The 17,920-nt window shown below is 72.4% G+C and carries 15 protein-coding genes; 6 read left to right on the top strand and 9 right to left on the bottom strand.

The genetic code is table 11. From position 1 onward, the window contains the following. Positions 1 to 19: 19 nt before the first annotated feature. Positions 20 to 967, bottom strand: a complete 948-nt coding sequence (locus ACFYY6_RS30280) for a DUF2520 domain-containing protein (protein WP_351518844.1) — start codon at positions 965 to 967, stop codon at positions 20 to 22. A gap of 374 nt (positions 968 to 1,341) precedes the next feature. Here ACFYY6_RS30280 and ACFYY6_RS30275 point away from each other — a divergent pair, with 374 nt between their 5' ends. Continuing rightward, positions 1,342 to 2,568 carry a beta-eliminating lyase-related protein gene (locus tag ACFYY6_RS30275; RefSeq protein ID WP_351518880.1) on the top strand — a complete coding sequence of 409 codons (1,227 nt, stop codon included), beginning with the start codon at positions 1,342 to 1,344 and terminating at the stop codon, positions 2,566 to 2,568. Positions 2,569 to 2,816: 248 nt separating this feature from the next. Here the strand turns inward: ACFYY6_RS30275 and ACFYY6_RS30270 are convergent, their stop codons facing one another. Further along, positions 2,817 to 3,041 (bottom strand): hypothetical protein, encoded by a 225-nt coding sequence (locus ACFYY6_RS30270; protein ID WP_386608412.1) that lies wholly within the window; start codon positions 3,039 to 3,041, stop codon positions 2,817 to 2,819. Between the two features lie 104 nt (positions 3,042 to 3,145). Here ACFYY6_RS30270 and ACFYY6_RS30265 point away from each other — a divergent pair, with 104 nt between their 5' ends. Beyond that, positions 3,146 to 4,246, top strand: coding sequence for a DUF5937 family protein (locus tag ACFYY6_RS30265; protein ID WP_351518879.1), 1,101 nt, complete (start codon positions 3,146 to 3,148; stop codon positions 4,244 to 4,246). 47 nt (positions 4,247 to 4,293) lie between these two features. Here the strand turns inward: ACFYY6_RS30265 and ACFYY6_RS30260 are convergent, their stop codons facing one another. Together ACFYY6_RS30260 and ACFYY6_RS30255 are read right to left on the bottom strand one after the other, a co-directional pair. Then, positions 4,294 to 4,974, bottom strand: a complete 681-nt coding sequence (locus ACFYY6_RS30260; RefSeq protein ID WP_351518841.1) for a response regulator transcription factor — start codon at positions 4,972 to 4,974, stop codon at positions 4,294 to 4,296. A gap of 318 nt (positions 4,975 to 5,292) precedes the next feature. Beyond that, entirely contained in the window at positions 5,293 to 6,492 is a 1,200-nt protein-coding gene (locus ACFYY6_RS30255; RefSeq protein WP_351518839.1) for a sensor histidine kinase, read from the bottom strand. Between the two features lie 223 nt (positions 6,493 to 6,715). Here ACFYY6_RS30255 and ACFYY6_RS30250 point away from each other — a divergent pair, with 223 nt between their 5' ends. Both ACFYY6_RS30250 and ACFYY6_RS30245 read left to right on the top strand, forming a co-directional pair. Continuing rightward, positions 6,716 to 7,783 carry an SAM-dependent methyltransferase gene (locus tag ACFYY6_RS30250; protein WP_389196602.1) on the top strand — a complete coding sequence of 356 codons (1,068 nt, stop codon included), beginning with the start codon at positions 6,716 to 6,718 and terminating at the stop codon, positions 7,781 to 7,783. A 334-nt stretch (positions 7,784 to 8,117) separates the two neighbouring features. Further along, positions 8,118 to 9,260: an NADH-quinone oxidoreductase subunit D gene (locus ACFYY6_RS30245; protein ID WP_351518837.1), complete on the top strand. Its 1,143-nt coding sequence runs from the start codon at positions 8,118 to 8,120 to the stop codon at positions 9,258 to 9,260. Between the two features lie 192 nt (positions 9,261 to 9,452). On the opposite strand, the gene ACFYY6_RS30240 is transcribed toward ACFYY6_RS30245, so the two are convergent. The 4 genes from ACFYY6_RS30240 to ACFYY6_RS30225 form a co-directional block, all read right to left on the bottom strand. Further along, entirely contained in the window at positions 9,453 to 10,466 is a 1,014-nt protein-coding gene (locus ACFYY6_RS30240) for a hypothetical protein (protein WP_351518835.1), read from the bottom strand. A 131-nt stretch (positions 10,467 to 10,597) separates the two neighbouring features. Further along, entirely contained in the window at positions 10,598 to 11,581 is a 984-nt protein-coding gene (locus ACFYY6_RS30235; RefSeq protein WP_389196586.1) for an ABC transporter substrate-binding protein, read from the bottom strand. A gap of 187 nt (positions 11,582 to 11,768) precedes the next feature. Continuing rightward, positions 11,769 to 12,446 (bottom strand): ABC transporter permease, encoded by a 678-nt coding sequence (locus ACFYY6_RS30230; protein WP_351518832.1) that lies wholly within the window; start codon positions 12,444 to 12,446, stop codon positions 11,769 to 11,771. A 2-nt stretch (positions 12,447 to 12,448) separates the two neighbouring features. Then, a complete protein-coding gene (locus ACFYY6_RS30225; RefSeq protein WP_073789616.1) occupies positions 12,449 to 13,153 on the bottom strand; it encodes an ABC transporter permease in 705 nt (234 codons plus the stop codon). Positions 13,154 to 13,394: 241 nt separating this feature from the next. Here ACFYY6_RS30225 and ACFYY6_RS30220 point away from each other — a divergent pair, with 241 nt between their 5' ends. Continuing rightward, positions 13,395 to 14,744 carry an ABC transporter ATP-binding protein gene (locus tag ACFYY6_RS30220; RefSeq protein ID WP_389196584.1) on the top strand — a complete coding sequence of 450 codons (1,350 nt, stop codon included), beginning with the start codon at positions 13,395 to 13,397 and terminating at the stop codon, positions 14,742 to 14,744. 43 nt (positions 14,745 to 14,787) lie between these two features. On the opposite strand, the gene ACFYY6_RS30215 is transcribed toward ACFYY6_RS30220, so the two are convergent. After that, the gene (locus ACFYY6_RS30215; protein WP_388651401.1) at positions 14,788 to 15,909 is read right to left on the bottom strand and encodes an alpha/beta hydrolase; all 1,122 of its coding nucleotides are present in this window, start codon (positions 15,907 to 15,909) and stop codon (positions 14,788 to 14,790) included. A gap of 147 nt (positions 15,910 to 16,056) precedes the next feature. On the opposite strand from ACFYY6_RS30215, the gene ACFYY6_RS30210 reads away from it, so the two are divergent. Beyond that, positions 16,057 to 17,898 (top strand): phosphatidylglycerol lysyltransferase domain-containing protein, encoded by a 1,842-nt coding sequence (locus ACFYY6_RS30210; RefSeq protein WP_351518827.1) that lies wholly within the window; start codon positions 16,057 to 16,059, stop codon positions 17,896 to 17,898. Positions 17,899 to 17,920: the final 22 nt, after the last annotated feature.

Below are 17,920 nucleotides of genomic sequence, written 5' to 3'. Positions count from 1 at the left end.
CTGCCGGGTGTGGTGGTCATCAGGGCTCCCGTGGTCCGCTGCCGCCCGTGGTGCCGGCGTCGTCGGCCAGGACGCCGAGGAGGTTCTCGGCCGGTTCCGGCTTGAGCATGCCGTGGGCGAGGGCGCGGTCGGCGGTGGCCCGGGCCATCGCGATGTAACCGGCCACGGCCTGTGGCGCGTGCCTGCGCAGCTCGTCGATGTGCGCGGCGACCGTGCCCGCGTCACCGCGGGCCACCGGGCCGGTCAGGGCCGCGTCGCCGGAGCGCAGGGCGTTGTCGAGCGCGGCGCCGAGGAGCGGCCCGAGCATCCGGTCGGGGGCGGCGACCCCGGCCGTACGCAACAGCTCCATCGACTGGGCGACCAGGGTGACCAGGTGGTTGGCGCCGAGGGCGAGCGCCGCGTGGTAGAGCGGGCGGGCCTCCTCCGCGATCCACTCGGGCTCCCCGCCCATCTCGATGACCAGCGCCTCCGCGGCGAGTCGCAGCTCCTCCGGGGCGGTCACGCCGAAGGAGCAGCCGGCCAGCCGCTGGACATCGACGGAGGTGCCGGTGAACGTCATCACCGGATGCAGGGCGAGCGGCAGTGCCCCGGCCCGCAGGGCGGGGTCCAGCACCTTCGCCCCGTACCGCCCCGAGGTGTGGACGAGCAGCTGACCCGGCCGCACCGCTCCGGTCCCGGCCAGTCCCTCGACCAGGCCGGGCAGGGCGTCGTCGGGCACGGTGAGCAGCACCAGCTCGGCACGCGCCAGCACCTCGGCGGGCGGCACCAGCGGGACGTCGGGGAGCAGCTCGGCGGCCCGGCGCACGGAGGCGTCGGAGACGCCCGACACGGCGACGGGACGATGTCCGGCGAGGCTCAGCGACGCGGCGAGGGCGGGGCCGACGCGACCCGCGCCCACGACGCCGACCGTGAGTCGGGCGGGGCGGTCCCTCGCGTCGAGGGGTTCCTTGGGAGGTGTTGCGTTCACTCGGCGGTGGCCTTCCGTTCCAGTCCGCAGGGGGTACCGGACGATTCCTCTGCATGCTACGCCAGCGTCGCGTCCGGGCTCCCGGCCGTCCACAGCCTGTGGGAACTGTCGCAGCCCGCGGGAGCGGCCTGCGGGAGCCACCTGTGGGAGCCACCTGTGGGAGCCACCTGCGGGAAGTACCGCACGGGGCCCGGCCGGGCGGCCCGCGCACACGACCATCATGCGAAAACCATGCGGGACCGGGCCGGTCACTGCGTGATGATCGCCCCATGACGGATACAGCGGGCACCGCAACGGACGCAACGGCGGACGCGACACCTACGACAGACGCGACAGACGCGACGGACGCGACGGACACGGCACACGCGGCGGACATGACGGAGGGATCGGCGGGGACGGCGGACCCGGCGGAGGGTACGGCGGGGGCGGCGGGCGCCGACGAGCAGCCCTCGGCACAGGAGCGGCGACTGCGCAGGCTGCGGGCCTGGCGCAGCGCCGAGCGGGCCCTGAGCCGCCCGCCCATGCACCTCCCGGTCGGTGAACGGCTGGCCGCGCTGGTGGCGGGGGCCGGGGACGTCACCGATCTCGACCGACCCGCGGACATGTACGGCGACGGTGTGGTCGCCGAGCTGGAGGAGCGGGTCGCGGAGCTGCTGGGCATGGAGGCGGCGGCGTTCTTCCCGACCGGGACGATGGCGCAGCAGGTCGCGCTGCGCTGCTGGGCCGGACGGACGGGCAACTCCACGGTGGCGCTGCACCCCATGGCCCACCCGGAGGTGCACGAGCGCGGCGCGCTGGGGACGGTGAGCGGGCTGCGCACCGTCCACCCGACGTCCGAGCCCCGCCAGCCCACAGCACAGGAGGTCCGTGACCTCTCCGAGCCGTTCGGCACGCTGATGCTGGAGCTGCCGTTGCGCGACGCCGGTTTCGTCCTGCCCACGTGGGAGGAGCTGGAGGAAGTGGTGGCGGCGGCGCGCGAACGCGACGCGGTGGTGCACTTCGACGGCGCGCGGCTGTGGGAGTGCGCGCCCCATTTCGGGCGCGAGCTGCCGGAGATCGCGGCGCTCGCGGACAGCGTGTACGTGTCGTTCTACAAGACCCTGGGCGGACTCTCCGGTGCCGCACTGGCCGGTCCGGAGTCCCTGATCGAGGAGGCCCGTGCCTGGCGTCACCGGTACGGCGGGCAGCTCTTCCAGCAGTTCCCGGCGGCGCTCGCCGCGCTGATCGGCCTGGACCGGGAGCTTCCCCTGCTCCCGTCGTACGTGGCGCAGGCGAAGGTGGTGGCCGAGGCGCTGGCCGAGGGCCTCACGGCGGCCGGCGTCGGCTGGTTCCGGGTGCATCCGGAGCCGCCGCACACGCACCAGTTCCAGCTCTGGCTGCCGTACGGGGCAAACGCCCTGACGGAGGCGTCGACGCGGCAGGCGGAGGAGACGGGCACGGCCCTCTTCCACGGCTGGCACTCCACGCCCGCCGGTCCGCCCGGGGTGGCGTTCACCGAGGTCTCGGTGGGCCGGGAAGCACTGGAGTGGACGGCGGCCGACGTCCGGGAGGCGGTGGCCGCGTTCCTGGCCCTGGTGAACCCCGCGGAAGGATCCTCGTAGAACCGGAAGGGGCCTCGTAGGACCAAGAGGTCCCCGTAGAACCAGGAAGGTTCGCATAGAGCCGGAAGGGGCCTCGTAGGACCAAGAGGCCCTCGTAGAACCAGGAAGGATCCGTAGAACCAGGGCGGGTTCTCGTAGTGCGCGGTCCTCGTGGGAGACGCGGCCCTCGCAGGACCGGGGCGGTCCTCGTGGCACACGGCTCGGCGCCCTCGCAGCGTCCCTCCACCGCACGCCCCGCCCCCGGCCGGTCAGCGCACCGGCCGGGGGCGCCGCGCGAACATCGCGCGCAGGGCCCGTAGCAGCGCCCGCCGACGGCCGCCCACCGGACGGCCCGCGATCACGGCCTCGAACCGTTGCCGGTCGCGGGCCCCGCGCAGCACCTCCCAGTCGTGCCGCCCCGGCGACGGCGGCGGCGTCTCGCCCCTCGCGATCGCGCGGTAGCTGTCGAACATCTGCTGTTGAATGGCGTCCATCCCCACAGCGTGGGCCGGGGCCGCCCGCACGGCCCGTCATTTGACGACCGCCGTCAAACGGGCGAATGACTTCCGCACGCACCCCGCACCATGGAGGGGTGAGCGTGCACATCGACATCAAGGGCCTGGCCCCCGACCGCATCGTCTTCGGGACCTCTCCCCTCGCGGAACTGGGACTGGCCCTGCACGCCCTCTCCGAACCCGGACACCACCCGGGTCTGCACGGCTGGGCGACGGCGACGGCCAGCGCGCTGGAGCCCGATCTCGCCGACCGCCTGCACGAGGCGGACTTCCTGTGGCGCCACACGTTCTCGGACGTCTTCATGGCGTTCGCCGGGGTGCGCGGCGGCGACGGCAGGACGGGCGCGAACCTGGCCGAGGACCTGGACACCCTCGACCGGCTGGACGACGAACGGTTCGTGTCCGCCGCCCTGGAGTTCACCTGCACCAGCCTGTACGGGCTCGGCGCGCCCTCTCCGCTCGGCAACCCGACGATGCACGCCCGTGCCCTGGAGATGGCGGCGGCGCGGGGACCTCGCCAGGTGGAGTTCACCCAGCAGCTGCTGGCCGACCCCGCGCCCGTGCGCCGCTGGGTGCGGCGTCTCTTCGAGGACTGCGACCAGGCGTTCTTCGCCGAGACCTGGCAGCGGGTTCGGGTCCAGCTGGTCGCCGACGCCCGGCACAAGACGGACCTGCTGCGCCGCAAGGGGCTCGGCGAGGCGTTGAAGGCGGTGTCCCCGGCACTGGCCCTCGACGAGGAGGCGACCCTGATCAGCGCGGACAAGCTGTCCGACGGCCGGACCAGCGCCGTCGGCCCCGGGCTCACCCTCATCCCGTCCACCTTCGGCTGGCCGCACCTCAACCTGCTGCACGCGCCGGGCTGGCGGCCGGTGATCCACTACCCGGTGCACCAGCCCGAGCTGCCCTCCCCCGCCTCCGTGGAGCTGCTCCAGCTACGGCTGGAGGCGCTGGCCCACCCCATGCGGATGCGTCTGTGCCGCCACCTCGCCCGTTCCGCGCACACGACCGGCGAACTCGCCGACACGCACGGCATCACGGCCCCCGAGGTCTCCCGGCATCTCGCGGTGCTGAAGAAGGCGGGTCTGGTCACCACCCGCCGGCGCGGCCGTTACGTGCTGCACCAGCTGGACCTGACCACGGTGGCCCGGCTCGGCAGCGACTTCCTGGAGGGCATCCTGCGCTGAACCGGCCGACGGAACGCCCGGACCGGCCGCCCCCTCGTCCCCGTCGGTCAGACCGCCCCGGCCCCGCCGCCGGCCCGGACCAGCCCCGTCTCGTACGCGAGGACGACGACCTGCACCCGGTCGCGCAGGTTCAGCTTCGTGAGGATGCGGCCCACGTGCGTCTTCACGGTGGCCTCGGAGAGCACCAGGCGTGCCGCGATCTCGCCGTTCGACAGTCCCTGTGCGACCAGCAGCATCACCTCGCGCTCGCGTTCGGTGAGCTTGGCGACGCCCTGGTGCTTCGGTTCGCTCGTACCACCCGGCAGCATCGGCGAGAAGCGGTCGAGCAGACGGCGGGTGGTGGACGGCGCGACGACGGCGTCGCCGCTGTGCACGGCGCGGATGGCGCTCAGCAGTTCGGCGGGCGGGACGTCCTTGAGCATGAAGCCGCTGGCCCCGGCCTTCAGCCCGGAGAAGGCGTACTCGTCCAGGTCGAACGTGGTCAGGATGAGCACCTTGGGCGCGCCCGGCTGCGCGCAGATGCGCCGGGTGGCCTCCACGCCGTCCAGCCTCGGCATCCGGACGTCCATCAGCACCACGTCGACCGCGGTGGAGCGCAGCACGTCGATCGCCTCGGCGCCGTCACCGGCCTCGGCCACGACCTCCATGTCCGGCTGGGCGGCGAGCACCATCCGGAAGCCGGTGCGCAGCAGCACCTGGTCGTCGACGAGCATCACGCGGATCGCCATGAGGGTCTGTCTCCTGTCTGTCCCGCATCATCCGGGGCGAAGGTGTGGGTGGGCCGGTGGCCCCGGCGCGGCGGCCGGGTCCGGCACGTCTGGTGGGCCGGCGGTGCCGGCAGGCGGCTGGGGCTCGGATCCGATCCGGGTTCGGCCCCGGTCCGATCCGGACCCGATCCTGTTTCGGTCCCGGCCCGATCCGGATCCGACCCGGGTTCGGCCCCGGCCCGATCCGGACCCGCGTCCCGACCCGGCAGCGGACCCCCTCGGGGCCCCGGCCCCGAGCGTGCCCGCACACGATCCTCGTCCCGGTCCGGATCCGGAGCATCAGCGGGCCGGTTTGAGCGGCAGCAGCGCGCTGATCCGGAAGCCGCCGCCCGGGCGCGGCCCGGCGTCCAGCGTTCCGCCGACCATGCCGACGCGCTCGCGCATCCCGATCATCCCGTGGCCCGCGCCGTCGGCGCCCCCGTCCTCGTACATCTCGTGCGAGGCGCCCCGTCCGTCGTCCTCGACCAGCAGCCCGAGCCCGTCGTCGAAGTAGACCAGCCGCACGCTGGCCCCGGCATCCGGGCCGCCGTGCTTGCGGGTGTTGGTCAGCGCCTCCTGCACGATGCGGTACGCGGTCAGCTCGACCCCGCTGGGCAGCGGGCGCGGCGTTCCCTCGATCTTGAAGTCGACGGTCAGACCGGTCTGCCGCACCTGTTCGACCAGGTCCTCGATCTGGCCGACGTCGGGCTGCGGGACGTACTCCCCGCTCTCCTCCGCGTCCCCGGTCCGCAGCACCCCGAGCAGCCGCCGCATCTCGGCGAGGGCCTGCCTGCCGGTGCTGGAGATGGTCTCCAGGGCCTGCTTGGCCTGGTCGGGCGCCGCGTCCATGACGTACGCCGCCCCGTCGGCCTGCACCACCATCACCGACACGTTGTGCGCGACGACGTCGTGGAGTTCGCGGGCGATACGGGCCCGCTCGGCGGCCACCGCGACCTTCGACTGCGCCTCGCGCTCCCGCTCCAGCCGGGCCGCCCGCTCCTCCAGCTGATTGAAGTAGGCGCGCCGGGTCCGCATCGAGTCGCCGAGCACCCAGGCCAGCACGAACGGCACGGTCATCACGATGGCGACGAAGACCTGCTGGAACCAGCCGGTCTGCCCCGTCTCCGCGGGCCAGCGCAGCTGGGCGAGCCCCGCCGCGCCCAGGCTGCACACCAGCGCGAGCCGCGAGGCCCAGCGCTCCCCCACCGTCGCCACGGTGAACACGATCACCAGCATCGCGAAGTTGGCGGGGCCCGGCACGACCCCGGTCAGCACTTGCGCCACGCCCATCGCGATGGCCAGCAGCAGCATCTTCTCCGGGGCGCGTCGGCGCAGCGCGACGACGGTGCTCAGGCCGGTGGCGATCAGCACGGCGGCCAGCAGTCCCCCGCCGCTCTCCACTGTCGCCGCCGACAGTCCGGAGAGCCCGAGGAGGAAGACAGCCCAGAAGGTGTCGACGCCCGTCGGGTGTCTGCGGAGGAAGGCGTAGAGGCGCTGCACGTGATCCAGCGTAGGGAAGGCGGAAGGTGCCCGGGTCAGCCGAAGGGCCGATCCGACCTGCGGGACCGTACTCCCCAAGGTGGAGACTTGGAAATCGTGACGGTCGGGACGGGCGGGACGGGCACGGCAGGCATGGGCGGACACGGAGAACGTGACGGTCGGGATGGGCACGGCGGACATGGCGAACACGGAGAACGTGACGGTCGGGATGGGCGCGGCGGACATGGCGGACGTGACGGGCACGACGGACGCGGCAGGCGCGACGGACGAGTGGCGTGGGTGGCGTGAGGCGGCGCAGACCGCTCTGTACGGGGACGGGGGGTTCTACCGGAGGCCCGAGGGGCCGGCCGGTCACTTCCGTACCTCCGTCCACGCGTCCCCGCTGTTCGCCTCCGCCGTCGCCCGGCTGCTGGTACGGACGGCCCGCGACCTGGGCACCGACGAGGTCGACCTGGTGGACCTCGGGGCGGGGCGCGGCGAACTGCTGACGGGGGTGCTGGCGGCGCTGCCGGCCGAGGACGCCGACGGGCTCGTCGTACGGGCGTACGCGGTGGAGGTCGCCGCCCGCCCGGACGGTCTCGATGCCCGGATCGAGTGGTGCGCGGAACCGCCGTCGGGGGTCCACGGCCTGCTGTTCGCCAACGAGTGGCTGGACAACGTGCCGACCGACGTCGCGGAGACGGACGCGGACGGTGTCGACCGGTACGTCCTGGTCCGGGCCTCGGACGGCGAGGAGCGGCTGGGCGAGCCGGTGACCGGGCCCGACGCGGAGTGGCTGCGCCGCTGGTGGCCGTCGGCCGGGCCGGGCTGCCGCCGGGCGGAGATCGGGCGCCCGCGCGACGAGGCGTGGGCGCGGGCGGTGTCCACGCTCGGCGGCGGGCTCGCGGTGGCCGTGGACTACGCCCACGCGCGCGGGACGCGACCGCCCTTCGGCACGCTCACCGGCTTCCGGTCGGGCCGCGAGGTACGGCCGGTGCCGGACGGCAGCTGCGACCTCACCTCGCATGTGGCGCTGGACGCGTGCGCGGCGGCGGTGGACGCCGGGGCCGTCCCCGGGACCGGTGCGGCAACCGGCGCCGGGCACGTCAGGGCGTCCGGGCCGGCATCGGAGGTGCTGACGCAGCGCGAGGCGCTGCACCGGCTCGGCGTCGACGGCGCCCGCCCGCCCCTGTCCCTGGCGTCGGCCGATCCGGCCGGGTACGTACGGGCCCTGGCCTCGGCGGGCGAGGCGGCGGAGCTGACGGCCCGGGGCGGTCTGGGCGACTTCGGATGGCTGATGCGACGCGTATGACGGCTGGCGCCCGGGGCACGCACGCGCCGGGCGGCGCCGCGGAAACCGCGCCCCGCGCCCGTACGCGCCCCCGTACGCGCACGGGCGCCCCGGGCCCGTGACCGTGTCCGTGACCCGTGTCCGGTGACCTGCGCCCCCGCGTCCCGTGCCCCCCGTGCCGTCCCCTGCGGCCCGCACTCACCCCGTCACCTCGTCACCTCGCCGCCCCGTCACCTCGCCGCCCCGTCACCTCGCCACCTCACCACCCCGTCACCTCACCGCCCCGTCACCTCGCCACCTCACCACCCCGTCACCTCACCGCCCCGTCACCTCACCGTTCAGGAATACTGGCTGCATGACGGAGACGACGGTCGGCATCGGCGGCGCGGCGGAGAGCACCGACATGGTGCTCAACATCGGCCCTCAGCACCCCTCCACGCACGGCGTGCTCCGACTGCGCATCGTCCTCGACGGCGAACGCGTCCAGCACGCCGAACCGGTCATCGGCTACATGCACCGCGGCGCGGAGAAGCTGTTCGAGGCCCGCGACTACCGGCAGATCGTGATGCTCGCCAACCGCCACGACTGGCTGTCGGCGTTCTCCAACGAACTGGGCGTCGTCATGGCCGTGGAACGGATGCTCGGCATGGAGGTCCCGGAGCGGGCGGTCTGGACGCGCACCCTGCTCGCCGAGCTGAACCGGATCCTGAACCATCTGATGTTCCTCGGCTCGTACCCGCTCGAACTCGGCGGGATCACCCCGGTGTTCCACGCGTTCCGCGAGCGCGAGGAGCTCCAGGCCGTGATGGAGGAGGTCTCCGGCGGCCGGATGCACTACATGTTCAACCGGGTCGGCGGGCTCAAGGAGGACCTCCCCGCGGGCTGGCTCGGCCGTGCCAGGGACGCCGTCGCGGCGGTCCGGGCCCGGATGGACGTGTACGACGACCTGGTGCTCGGCAACGAGATCTTCAGGGGCCGCACCCGGGGAGTCGGGGTGCTGCCCGCCACGACCGTGCACGCGTACGGGGTGTCCGGGCCGATCGCCCGCGCCTCCGGCGTCGACTTCGACCTGCGGCGCGACGAGCCGTACCTCGCGTACGGGGAACTGGGCGACACCCTCAAGGTCGTCACGCGCACCGAGGGCGACTGCCTGGCCCGCTTCGAGTGCCTGCTGGAACAGACGCACAACTCCCTGGACCTGGCGGACGCCTGCCTGGACCGGATGGCCGGCCTGGCGCCCGGCCCGATCAACCAGCGCCTGCCCAAGGTGCTGAAGGCCCCCGAGGGCCACACCTACGCCTGGACCGAGAACCCGCTCGGCATCAACGGCTACTACCTGGTGTCCAAGGGCGAGAAGACCCCGTACCGGCTGAAGCTCCGCGCCGCCTCGTACAACAACATCCAGGTGCTCGGCGAGCTGCTGCCGGGCACCCTGGTCGCCGACATGGTGGCGATCCTGGGCTCGCTCTTCTTCGTCGTCGGAGACATCGACAAGTAGCCGACGGCTGACGCCCCCGGCCGTCCGTACGAACACGGTCCGGACCGCCCTCGCGCTGTTTCGCGGACAACGATCGGGCCGCCCTCGCGCGAACACACGGAACAACGGTCCGGGCCGCCCGTACGCGAACAACGGTCCGGGCCGCCCGTACGCGAACGACGGGCGGCCCGGGAGAACGGCGCGAGCGCGCGGCTACGAGATCGCGGTGCGCAGCTCCACCATGTCCATCTGCTCCGTCTCGTCGTGCGCGGTCAGGTCGATGACCTTGCCGACGGCACCGTTCTCCGCCGTGCCCGTGCGGTGGGCGGCCAGCGCCTCCTCGCCCACCACGTCCGCGAGGTCCTCGTTCTGCACGGACTCGATCGCGGTGCGCGTCTTCTGCGTGCCGAAGAAGTCGAAGCTGCCCTGTGGCACCTGCTGGCGGCGGGGCGCCGCCCCCGGGGCGACCGTGCTGGCGGCCGGCACCGGACGCGCCGGGAGCAGCGCGGCGGACGGCCGGGACGCGGGAAGCCCGGTCGTCGGACGCGGCTGCCGCGCCGGGGAGGCGTCGTCCTCGGCCGCCGTGTGCCTGCCCGGCCGCTCCTCCGTCTTCGGGTCCCGCTCGGCGAGGTCCCGCTTCCGGGCCTCCTCGGCGTTGCGCCGGGCCTCCTGGAGCGCCCTGTTGCGCGGCAGGTCCTCCAGCGCCTGTGCGGCACGCAGATAGGCGGCCGGGGTCGGGGTGCTGCGCGCGGCCGGCAGCTCCCTGGGAGCCGCGGCTTCGAGCGCGAGCCGCCTGCGGCCCTCCAGCGCGCTGGCGCGTCCCGTCTCGGCGTTGGCGTACCGGCGCAACAGCGCGGCGTGCTCCCCGCGCAGATGGGCCAGCTCCACCCGCTTGCGCCGCAGCTTCGTCTCCAGACGGGTGCGCAGCTCGCGCGCCTCCTCCAGGTCGGACTCCAGCTCGGCCACGCGTTCCTCGGCCCGCCACTCGTCACCGGCGCGGGCACGCTTGAGCTCCGCGACCCGACGGCCGGCCTCCCGGTCCCAACTGCGCATCAGATACGCGCCGGTCACCGCGGCGGCCGCCGTGGCGGCCACCAGACCGCGCAGGACCAGGGGTTCGGCGAGCAGCCAGGCGCCCGCGGCGCAGAGGACCGAGACCCCGGCGACGGCCGAGGGCGGAAGGATTCTGTGCAGCGGTGTCGAATGGCGATGACGTCCACGTGGCATGGCCTGAAATTTACCGTGCGTAGGAGGAACTTGGGGGACTGCCCGGCAATCTGTTCCCGGCCGGTTACCTGACGGCCCCCTTCACGTCCCGAATCCCGCCTTGCTTCTCCACCTCTCCCTGCTTCCGGCCGCTACTTCCCGATGAGGCCCTTCGACCGCAGATAGTCCTTGGCCACATCGGCGGGCTTTGCGCGCTCCGCGTCGACCTTGCGGTTCAGTTCCGCGAGGTCCTCGGTGGTCAGCGCCTTGGTGATCTTGCCGAGCGCGTCGGCGACGTCCTGCGAACCCGCGTCCTTCGCATTGACGACCGGCAGTACGTTGTCGGCGTTCTGGAGCTTCTTGTCGTCCTCCAGGAACACCAGGCCGTAGCTGTCGAGCACCGCGTCCGTGGTGGTCGTGAGGACCAGTTGGTCCTTGCCGTCCTTGACCGCCTGCTTGGACTGCGGCGTGCCGACTCCCTTGGGGTCGATGCCGGTGACATTGATGCCGTACGTCTTTTTCAGACCCGGCGCGCAGAACGGCCGCACCTCGCACTCGTCACCTGCGGCGATCTTCACCGCGACCTTCGATCTGCCGAGATCCGAAAGCGACTTGAGCTTGTGTTCGGCCGCGAATTCCTCGGTCACCGCGAAGGCGTTCTGGTCGACGGCCGCGCCTGCCGGGAGCACCTTCAGTCCGCGCGGGGCGGCGAGCTTCTCCAACGCCGCGACCGTGGCGGCGGCGTCGCCCGAGGCCACCGGCTTCTTCGTGGCCTCCTTCGCGCCGTTCGCCTTGGCGTTGAGGAATTCCGCGATCGTCGCGGCATATTCGGGAACGACGTCGATCTCGCCCTTCTCCAGGGAAGGTTCGTAGAGTTCCCGGTTGGCCACGGTGGTGACCGAGGTGCGGTATCCGGCGTCGCCCAGGATCTGCGCGTAGAGCTCCGCGAGCACCTTGGACTCGGTGAAGGAGGCCGCGCCGATGACGAGCGGGCCCTTCTCGCCGCCGCCGGATCCGCCGGAGGACGCCGAGCCGCCCTTGTTCTTCTCCAGGCTGTCGCCGCCGCACGCGGCGAGCGAGCCCGCCAGCGCGACCATGCCGATGACCGCGCCGGCTATGCGCGAGGTCTTGCTCATGGTGTTCTCCGTCCACAGCGCCAGGGCTGTTCGAGTACGAAATGGGTCAGGACTGTTCGGGTGCGGGGCACGCCTCGGCGGGCGGGGCGCGCCCTCCCCCGCTCCGGGCACGGGCGAGGGGCCCCTCGGCGCCGGCTCTCGTGCGGGCCTCTTGTGCCGGCCCTCGTGCCGGGTCTCATGCGGGCCCTCATGCCGTCCCGCGGCGGCGGCGCAGCGGCGAGAGCACCCGTCCGAGCACCACCAGCACCGCCTCCACCAGCAGGGCGAGCGACGCGACCAGCACCGCCCCCGCGACGACCTGCGGAGTGTCGTACGTGTTGAAGCCGGCCGTGATGATCCGGCCGAGACCGCCCTGGCCGACCATCGCCGCGATCGTCGCCGTGGCGACCACCTGCACCGCCGCCGAGCGCAGCCCGGTCATGATCATCGGGTAGGCCAGCGGGAGCTCGACCCGTACGAACAACTGCCCGCCGGACATCCCCATGCCCCGCGCCGCCTCGGTCACCGAACGGTCCACCTCCGCCATCCCGACGTAGGCGTTGGTGAGCAGCGGCGGCACGGCGAACAGCACCAGCGCGACGATCGTCGGCACGTACCCGGCGTTGCGCAGCGGCGAGACCATGAAGAGGGCCAGCACCGCGAAGACCGGGACCGCCCGCCCCACGTTGGAGAGGTTGACGGCCGGCGCACCCCCCTTCCCGATGTGGCCCAGGTACAGCGCGACCGGCAGCGCGATCGCGCAGGCGGCGGCGAGCGCGACCCCGCTGACCCAGAGGTGCTCGACGAGCCGGTGGGCCGCCCCGTTCTCCCCCGTCCAGTTCGCCCCGGTGGTGAGCCAGGTCCACGCCTGACCGAGAACGCCCATGGTCAGACCGCCTTCGCCGTGGTGCGTGAGGGAGTGGCGCGTATTCGGGTCCAGGGGGTCAGCAGGCGCTGGAGCCCCAGCAGCAGCAGATCGGCGACGACCGCGAGCAGCACGCACAGGACCGAGGCGGTGAGCACCTGCGCCTTGAAGAAGCTGGGCAGGGCATCCGCGATCAGATTGCCGAGACCGCCCCTGCCGATGATCGACCCGACCGTCGTCAGGGCGATCGTCGAGACCGTGGCGATCCGCACGCCTGCCATCACCGCGGGCATCGCGAGCGGGAGTTCGACCTCCCAGAGCAGCCGGACCGGCCCGTATCCCATGCCCTTTGCGGCTTCCCTGGCCTCCTGCGGAACGGCTTCGAGACCCGCCAGGATGTTCCGCACGAGGATGGTCAGCGAATACAGCACCAGGCCGGTGACCACCAGCGCGGCGGACAGCCCGAAGAACGGCAGCAGCAGCGAGAACATGGCCAGCGAGGGCACGGTGTAGAGCACCGTCGTCAGGCCGAGGACCGGACCGGCGAAGCGAGGGCCGCGGCGGGCGAGCAGCGCCAGCGGAAAGGCCACGAGCAGCCCGATCAGCACCGATACCGCCGTGATCCAGATGTGCTGGACCGTCGCGTCCGTCAGTTCCTCGCTGCGGGAACGGAGATACTCCCCGCAGATCCAGTCATTCGTCACCATGCAGTTCTGTACGGCAGCCATCCGCCCCCACCTCCCTTTTGCCGCCTCGCGCCGAAATGCCGGGATACCGCGTACGACGCCGGGCCGTCCCGTACGCCGAAGCACCGAAGTGCCCGAAGTACCGACGCACCCGGAGCATCAAAGCACTCGGCGCACCGAAGCGCCGGTGTTCCGAGACCCTATCCCCGACCACTGACACTCGCCGAGACCGTCGTATTCCAGCAACATGACCTCCACACAACACCCGCGACAATGGGGAACCATGATCCGTTTCGAGCACGTCACCAAGCGGTACGCGGACGGCACCACCGCCGTCGACGACCTTTCCTTCGAGGTCGCCGAGGGTGAACTGGTCACGCTCGTCGGACCGTCGGGCTGTGGCAAGACGACCACCATGAAGATGGTGAACCGGCTGATCGAACCGACCGAGGGCCGGATATTCCTCGACGGTGACGACATATCCGCCATCGACCCCGTCCGGCTGCGCCGTCGTATCGGGTACGTGATCCAGCAGGTGGGCCTGTTCCCGCACCGTACGATCCTGGAAAACACCATGACGGTCCCTCATCTCCTGGGCTGGAAACGGGCAAAGGCACGCGCACGCGCGGCGGAACTCCTCGACCTCGTCGGACTTGACCCGTCCGTTTATGGCGACCGCTATCCGGAACAGCTCTCCGGCGGTCAGCGCCAACGCGTGGGAGTGGCGAGGGCGCTGGCCGCGGACCCGCCGGTGCTGCTGATGGACGAGCCTTTCGGCGCGGTCGACCCGGTCGTACGGGAACGGCTGCAGAGCGAATTCCTGAAACTCCAGGCACAGGTCCGCAAAACCGTGCTGTTCGTCACGCACGACATCGAGGAAGCCGTCCGGCTCGGCGACCGGATCGCCGTCTACGGGCAGGGCACCATCGAGCAGTTCGACTCCCCGGCGACCGTGCTCGGCGCGCCCGCCACCCCCTATGTCGCGGACTTCGTCGGCGCCGACCGCGGTCTCAAGCGGCTCTCCGTGACCCCCATCGAGGCGGGTGACCTCGACCAGCCTCCCGTCGTCCATCTCGACGACTCCCTGGAGCGGGCGACCGAACGGCTCCGGGCCGAGGGGGCGCGCTGGGCGGTCGTCCTGGACGGCGAGGACAATCTGCACGGCTGGATCCCGGCCGGCCCTCCCGCCACCGCGCACGCCGCCGGGCCCGTGCCCCGGTCCGCCGGCTCGAAAGCCGCCCCCGCGCCCCGGTCCGCTGCCGGTTCGGGAGCCGGCCCCGCCTCCGCGCCCGCTTCCCCGGCCGCCTCCGGCGGCACGGTCCGCGCCCACGCCCGGCGGATGGAGGCGTGGCTTCCGGTCGGCGCCCCGCTCAAGCAGGCGTTCGCCACCATGCTCCAGCACGACGCGGGCTGGATCGCCGTCATCGACGAGGAGGCGAACGGCCGGTTCCTCGGCGTGCTCACCCCGGCACGGCTCCACGAGGCGCTGCGTCGCTCCATCGACGCCGACGCCCAGGACGTGCCGCGCGCCGAGGTGGCCGTCGAGTCCGTGGAGAGCCTGGCCGGGCCGCTGGGCCCCGGCGGCCGGGCGGGCTCCCCCGACGACCGACAGGGCCTCCCCGGCGGGCGGTAGGGCTTCCTCGTGGCCGGCCGGCGCCCCTGGGCGGCCGGGCAGCTCAGTTCTCGCTGAGCCGGCTGCTCATCCAGTCCAGGGCCGGGGGGATCTCCCGCCGCCAGGTGTTGAAGTTGTGCCCGCCGCTGTCGAGCACGATCGACGAGACCTGGGCGGGCGCCTTCACCTTCGCGATGAACTTCTGCGTGGACCGGTAGTTCCCCTCGCCCTGCCTGGAGGTCGTGACCAGGAAGGACGCGTCGGGCTGCGGCAGGTGGTCCAGACTCCACATCAGGTTCGCCCGGTCGCGTGCCCGCTGGTCGCCATGGAAGAGATCGCCGGTCGTCGGGTCCTCGGCCGCCTTGTAGTACGCGGAGAGTCCCGCGCTCGCGGCGAACCGGTCCGCGTGGTGGAGACCGATCTTCAGCGCGCAGTAACCCCCGGTCGAGTTGCCCATGATGCCCCAGTTGCGGGCCCGGGTGCCGACCCGGTACGCCTCCGAGATCACCCGCGGCAGGTCCTCGGCGAAGAATGTCTCCGTCTGCGGCCCGTCCTTGATGTCCACGCATTCGGTGTCCCTCGGCGGCGCCACCGTGGGCCGCAGCATCACCAGGATCATCGGCTGCGCGCGCCCGGCCTTCACCCGCGCGTGTGCCGTCTGGGGATACCGCAGACCCTTGAGGAGGTTCTCCGACACGCCCGGATAACCCGTCAGGACGACGACCGCGGGGAACTTCCGGCGGGCGAACTCGGGCCGGAAGTACTCCGGCGGGAGGTACACGTACGCCGAGCTCTCTATCCCCGACTTCCGGCCCGCGATCACGACCTTGTCTATCCGCCCGGACACGGCGGGGCGCGGCGCGCCCGGGACCCCCGAGTGCTGCGTCCCGACCCGGACGATGTTCCTGGAGGCCGATGCCCCGTCCGCGTGGTCCGTGACCACGCCCTGTTCCTGTTCCTGGCCGAACAGATCCGCCCAGGAACCGTAGAAGAGGAACGACTTGTTGGCCGCCAGGGCGACCGAGACGAACAGCATCACCTGGGTCACGAGCAACAGCCCGACCCGCCCGAACACCACGGAGACGCCACGCCGGGCCAGCCGCGGCCAGAACCAGACCGTGGCGGCGAAGGAGACCACGCCCAGCGCGATGGCCGCGACCAGAAGCGTCGTGCTGGTAAGACCCATGGGGGTGAGCTTTCTTGTCTGGAAATTTCCGGTGCGCGGATAAACCCTCAGCGCGGAAGCCTCGTCCTACAGTTCGCACATCGTCCGAAAGCCCTCGGACGAAGGACTCAGGAAACTCAGGAATCTCTCGCGGAGCCACGGGAAGCGATGTCTGTCACGCTAGATGGGGATAAATCAGGATCGGTTCCGAGTCCCGTACGCAAGTTCGTACGGGGCCCGCGCCCCGAGACCGTCCCGACGCTGATCGGTACCGCCTGCACCGTCGTCGGCCTGATCGACGTCGCCGCGGGCGTCTTCCCGCGCTTCCGGCACAGCCGGATGCATGCGCTCGCCGAGGTGCTGCCGGGCGCGTTCGGACCGTTCGCCGCCGCTCTCTCCCTGAGCGCGGGCGTCCTGTTGCTGCTCCTCGCCCACGGGCTCAAACGGCGCAAGCGGCGGGCCTGGCGGGCTGCCGTCGTCCTGCTGCCGGCCGGGGCGCTGGCGCAGTTCCTCTACCGGCACTCGATCACCGGCATGCTCGTCTCGCTGGCCCTCTGCGCGCTGCTGGTCCGTCACCGCGGCGAGTTCTCCGCGCTCCCCGACCCGAGGAGCCGCTGGTGGGCACTGGCCAACTTCGTGGTGCTCGGTGCGGGTTCGATGGGCCTGGGCCTCGTCATCGTCAGCTCCCATCCCCGGCGGATCGTGGGCAGCCCCAGTATCGCCGACCGGCTCCAGCACGTGCTGTACGGGCTGTTCGGTGTGGAGGGCCCCGTGGACTACGGCGGGGACACCTCCTGGACCGTGGGGTACTCGCTCGGCGCCCTCGGCCTGCTGACCGCCGTCACCACCATCTACCTGGCCTTCCGTCCCGAACACCCCGCCGCGCGCCTCACCGGGGACGACGAGGCCCGGCTGCGCGCCCTGCTGGAGAAGCACGGCGGCCGGGACTCGCTCGGCCACTTCGCGCTCCGCCGCGACAAGGCCGTCGTCTTCTCCCCGAGCGGCAAGGCGGCCGTCTGCTATCGGGTCGTGTCCGGGGTGATGCTGGCGAGCGGCGACCCGATCGGCGACGTGGAGGCATGGCCCGGCGCCATCGAACGCTTCATGGACGAGGCCAGGGCCCACTCCTGGACCCCCGCCGTGATGGGCTGCAGCGAGACCGGCGGCGAGGTCTGGACCCGCGAGACCGGGCTCGACGCGCTGGAACTCGGCGACGAGGCGGTGGTGGACGTCGCGGATTTCTCGCTCGCCGGGCGCCCGATGCGCAACGTGCGCCAGATGGTGAAGCGCATTGAACGCCTCGGCTACGAGACCCGGGTCCGGCGCGCACGCGACATCGGCGAGGACGAACTGGCCCGCATCCGCCGGGCGGCCGACGACTGGCGGGGCACCGACACCGAGCGCGGCTTCTCCATGGCGCTCGGCCGGATCGGCGACCCGGCCGACGGGGACTGCGTCATCGCCACCGCCCACAAGGCCGACGAACCGGGTGCCGAGTCCCCCTACGGCGACCTGAAGGCCGTGCTCCACTTCGTCCCGTGGGGCCACGACGGCATGTCCCTCGATCTCATGCGCCGCGACCGCTCCGCCGATCCCGGCATGAACGAGCTGCTGATCGTCGCCGCCCTCCAGGCCGCTCCCCGGCTGTCCGTCGGACGGGTCTCGCTGAACTTCGCCATGTTCCGCTCCGCTCTCGCCCGCGGCGAGAAGCTGGGCGCGGGACCGGTGCTGCGGCTCTGGCGCGGGCTGCTGATCTTCCTCTCGCGCTGGTTCCAGATCGAGTCGCTGTACAAGTTCAACGCCAAGTTCCGGCCCCGCTGGGAGCCCCGCTTCGTGGTCTACCGCACCGCCCGGGACCTGCCCCGGATCTCCCTGGCCGCCATGCGGGCGGAGGGCTTCGTGAACCTCGCCCTGCCCCGCCCGTTCGCCCGCCGGTTCCCCAGCTCCCAGCCCCGCCCCTGCGCCCACACTCCGGCCACGGACCGCGAGCAGCACGCCCGCGCCGCGTAACCGGCACACCGTACGGGGCCTA

The organism is Streptomyces sp. NPDC001750 (assembly GCF_042892615.1).
GTDB lineage: Bacteria > Actinomycetota > Actinomycetes > Streptomycetales > Streptomycetaceae > Streptomyces.
This window is presented reverse-complemented; position numbering and strand designations above follow the sequence as displayed.

Bases quoted from the DNA above. Each gene is read 5' to 3' on its own strand.
- ACFYY6_RS30220 (WP_389196584.1), top strand. From the start codon at position 13,395: ATGATCCGTTTCGAGCACGTCACCAAGCGGTACGCGGACGGCACCACC.
- ACFYY6_RS30245 (WP_351518837.1), top strand. From the start codon at position 8,118: ATGACGGAGACGACGGTCGGCATCGGCGGCGCGGCGGAGAGCACCGAC.
- ACFYY6_RS30260 (WP_351518841.1), bottom strand. From the start codon at position 4,974: ATGGCGATCCGCGTGATGCTCGTCGACGACCAGGTGCTGCTGCGCACC.
- ACFYY6_RS30270 (WP_386608412.1), bottom strand. From the start codon at position 3,041: ATGGACGCCATTCAACAGCAGATGTTCGACAGCTACCGCGCGATCGCG.
- ACFYY6_RS30230 (WP_351518832.1), bottom strand. From the start codon at position 12,446: ATGGGCGTTCTCGGTCAGGCGTGGACCTGGCTCACCACCGGGGCGAAC.
- ACFYY6_RS30275 (WP_351518880.1), top strand. From the start codon at position 1,342: ATGACGGAGGGATCGGCGGGGACGGCGGACCCGGCGGAGGGTACGGCG.
- ACFYY6_RS30240 (WP_351518835.1), bottom strand. From the start codon at position 10,466: ATGCCACGTGGACGTCATCGCCATTCGACACCGCTGCACAGAATCCTT.
- ACFYY6_RS30235 (WP_389196586.1), bottom strand. From the start codon at position 11,581: ATGAGCAAGACCTCGCGCATAGCCGGCGCGGTCATCGGCATGGTCGCG.
- ACFYY6_RS30250 (WP_389196602.1), top strand. From the start codon at position 6,716: ATGGCGGACGTGACGGGCACGACGGACGCGGCAGGCGCGACGGACGAG.
- ACFYY6_RS30210 (WP_351518827.1), top strand. From the start codon at position 16,057: ATGTCTGTCACGCTAGATGGGGATAAATCAGGATCGGTTCCGAGTCCC.
- ACFYY6_RS30215 (WP_388651401.1), bottom strand. From the start codon at position 15,909: ATGGGTCTTACCAGCACGACGCTTCTGGTCGCGGCCATCGCGCTGGGC.
- ACFYY6_RS30225 (WP_073789616.1), bottom strand. From the start codon at position 13,153: ATGGCTGCCGTACAGAACTGCATGGTGACGAATGACTGGATCTGCGGG.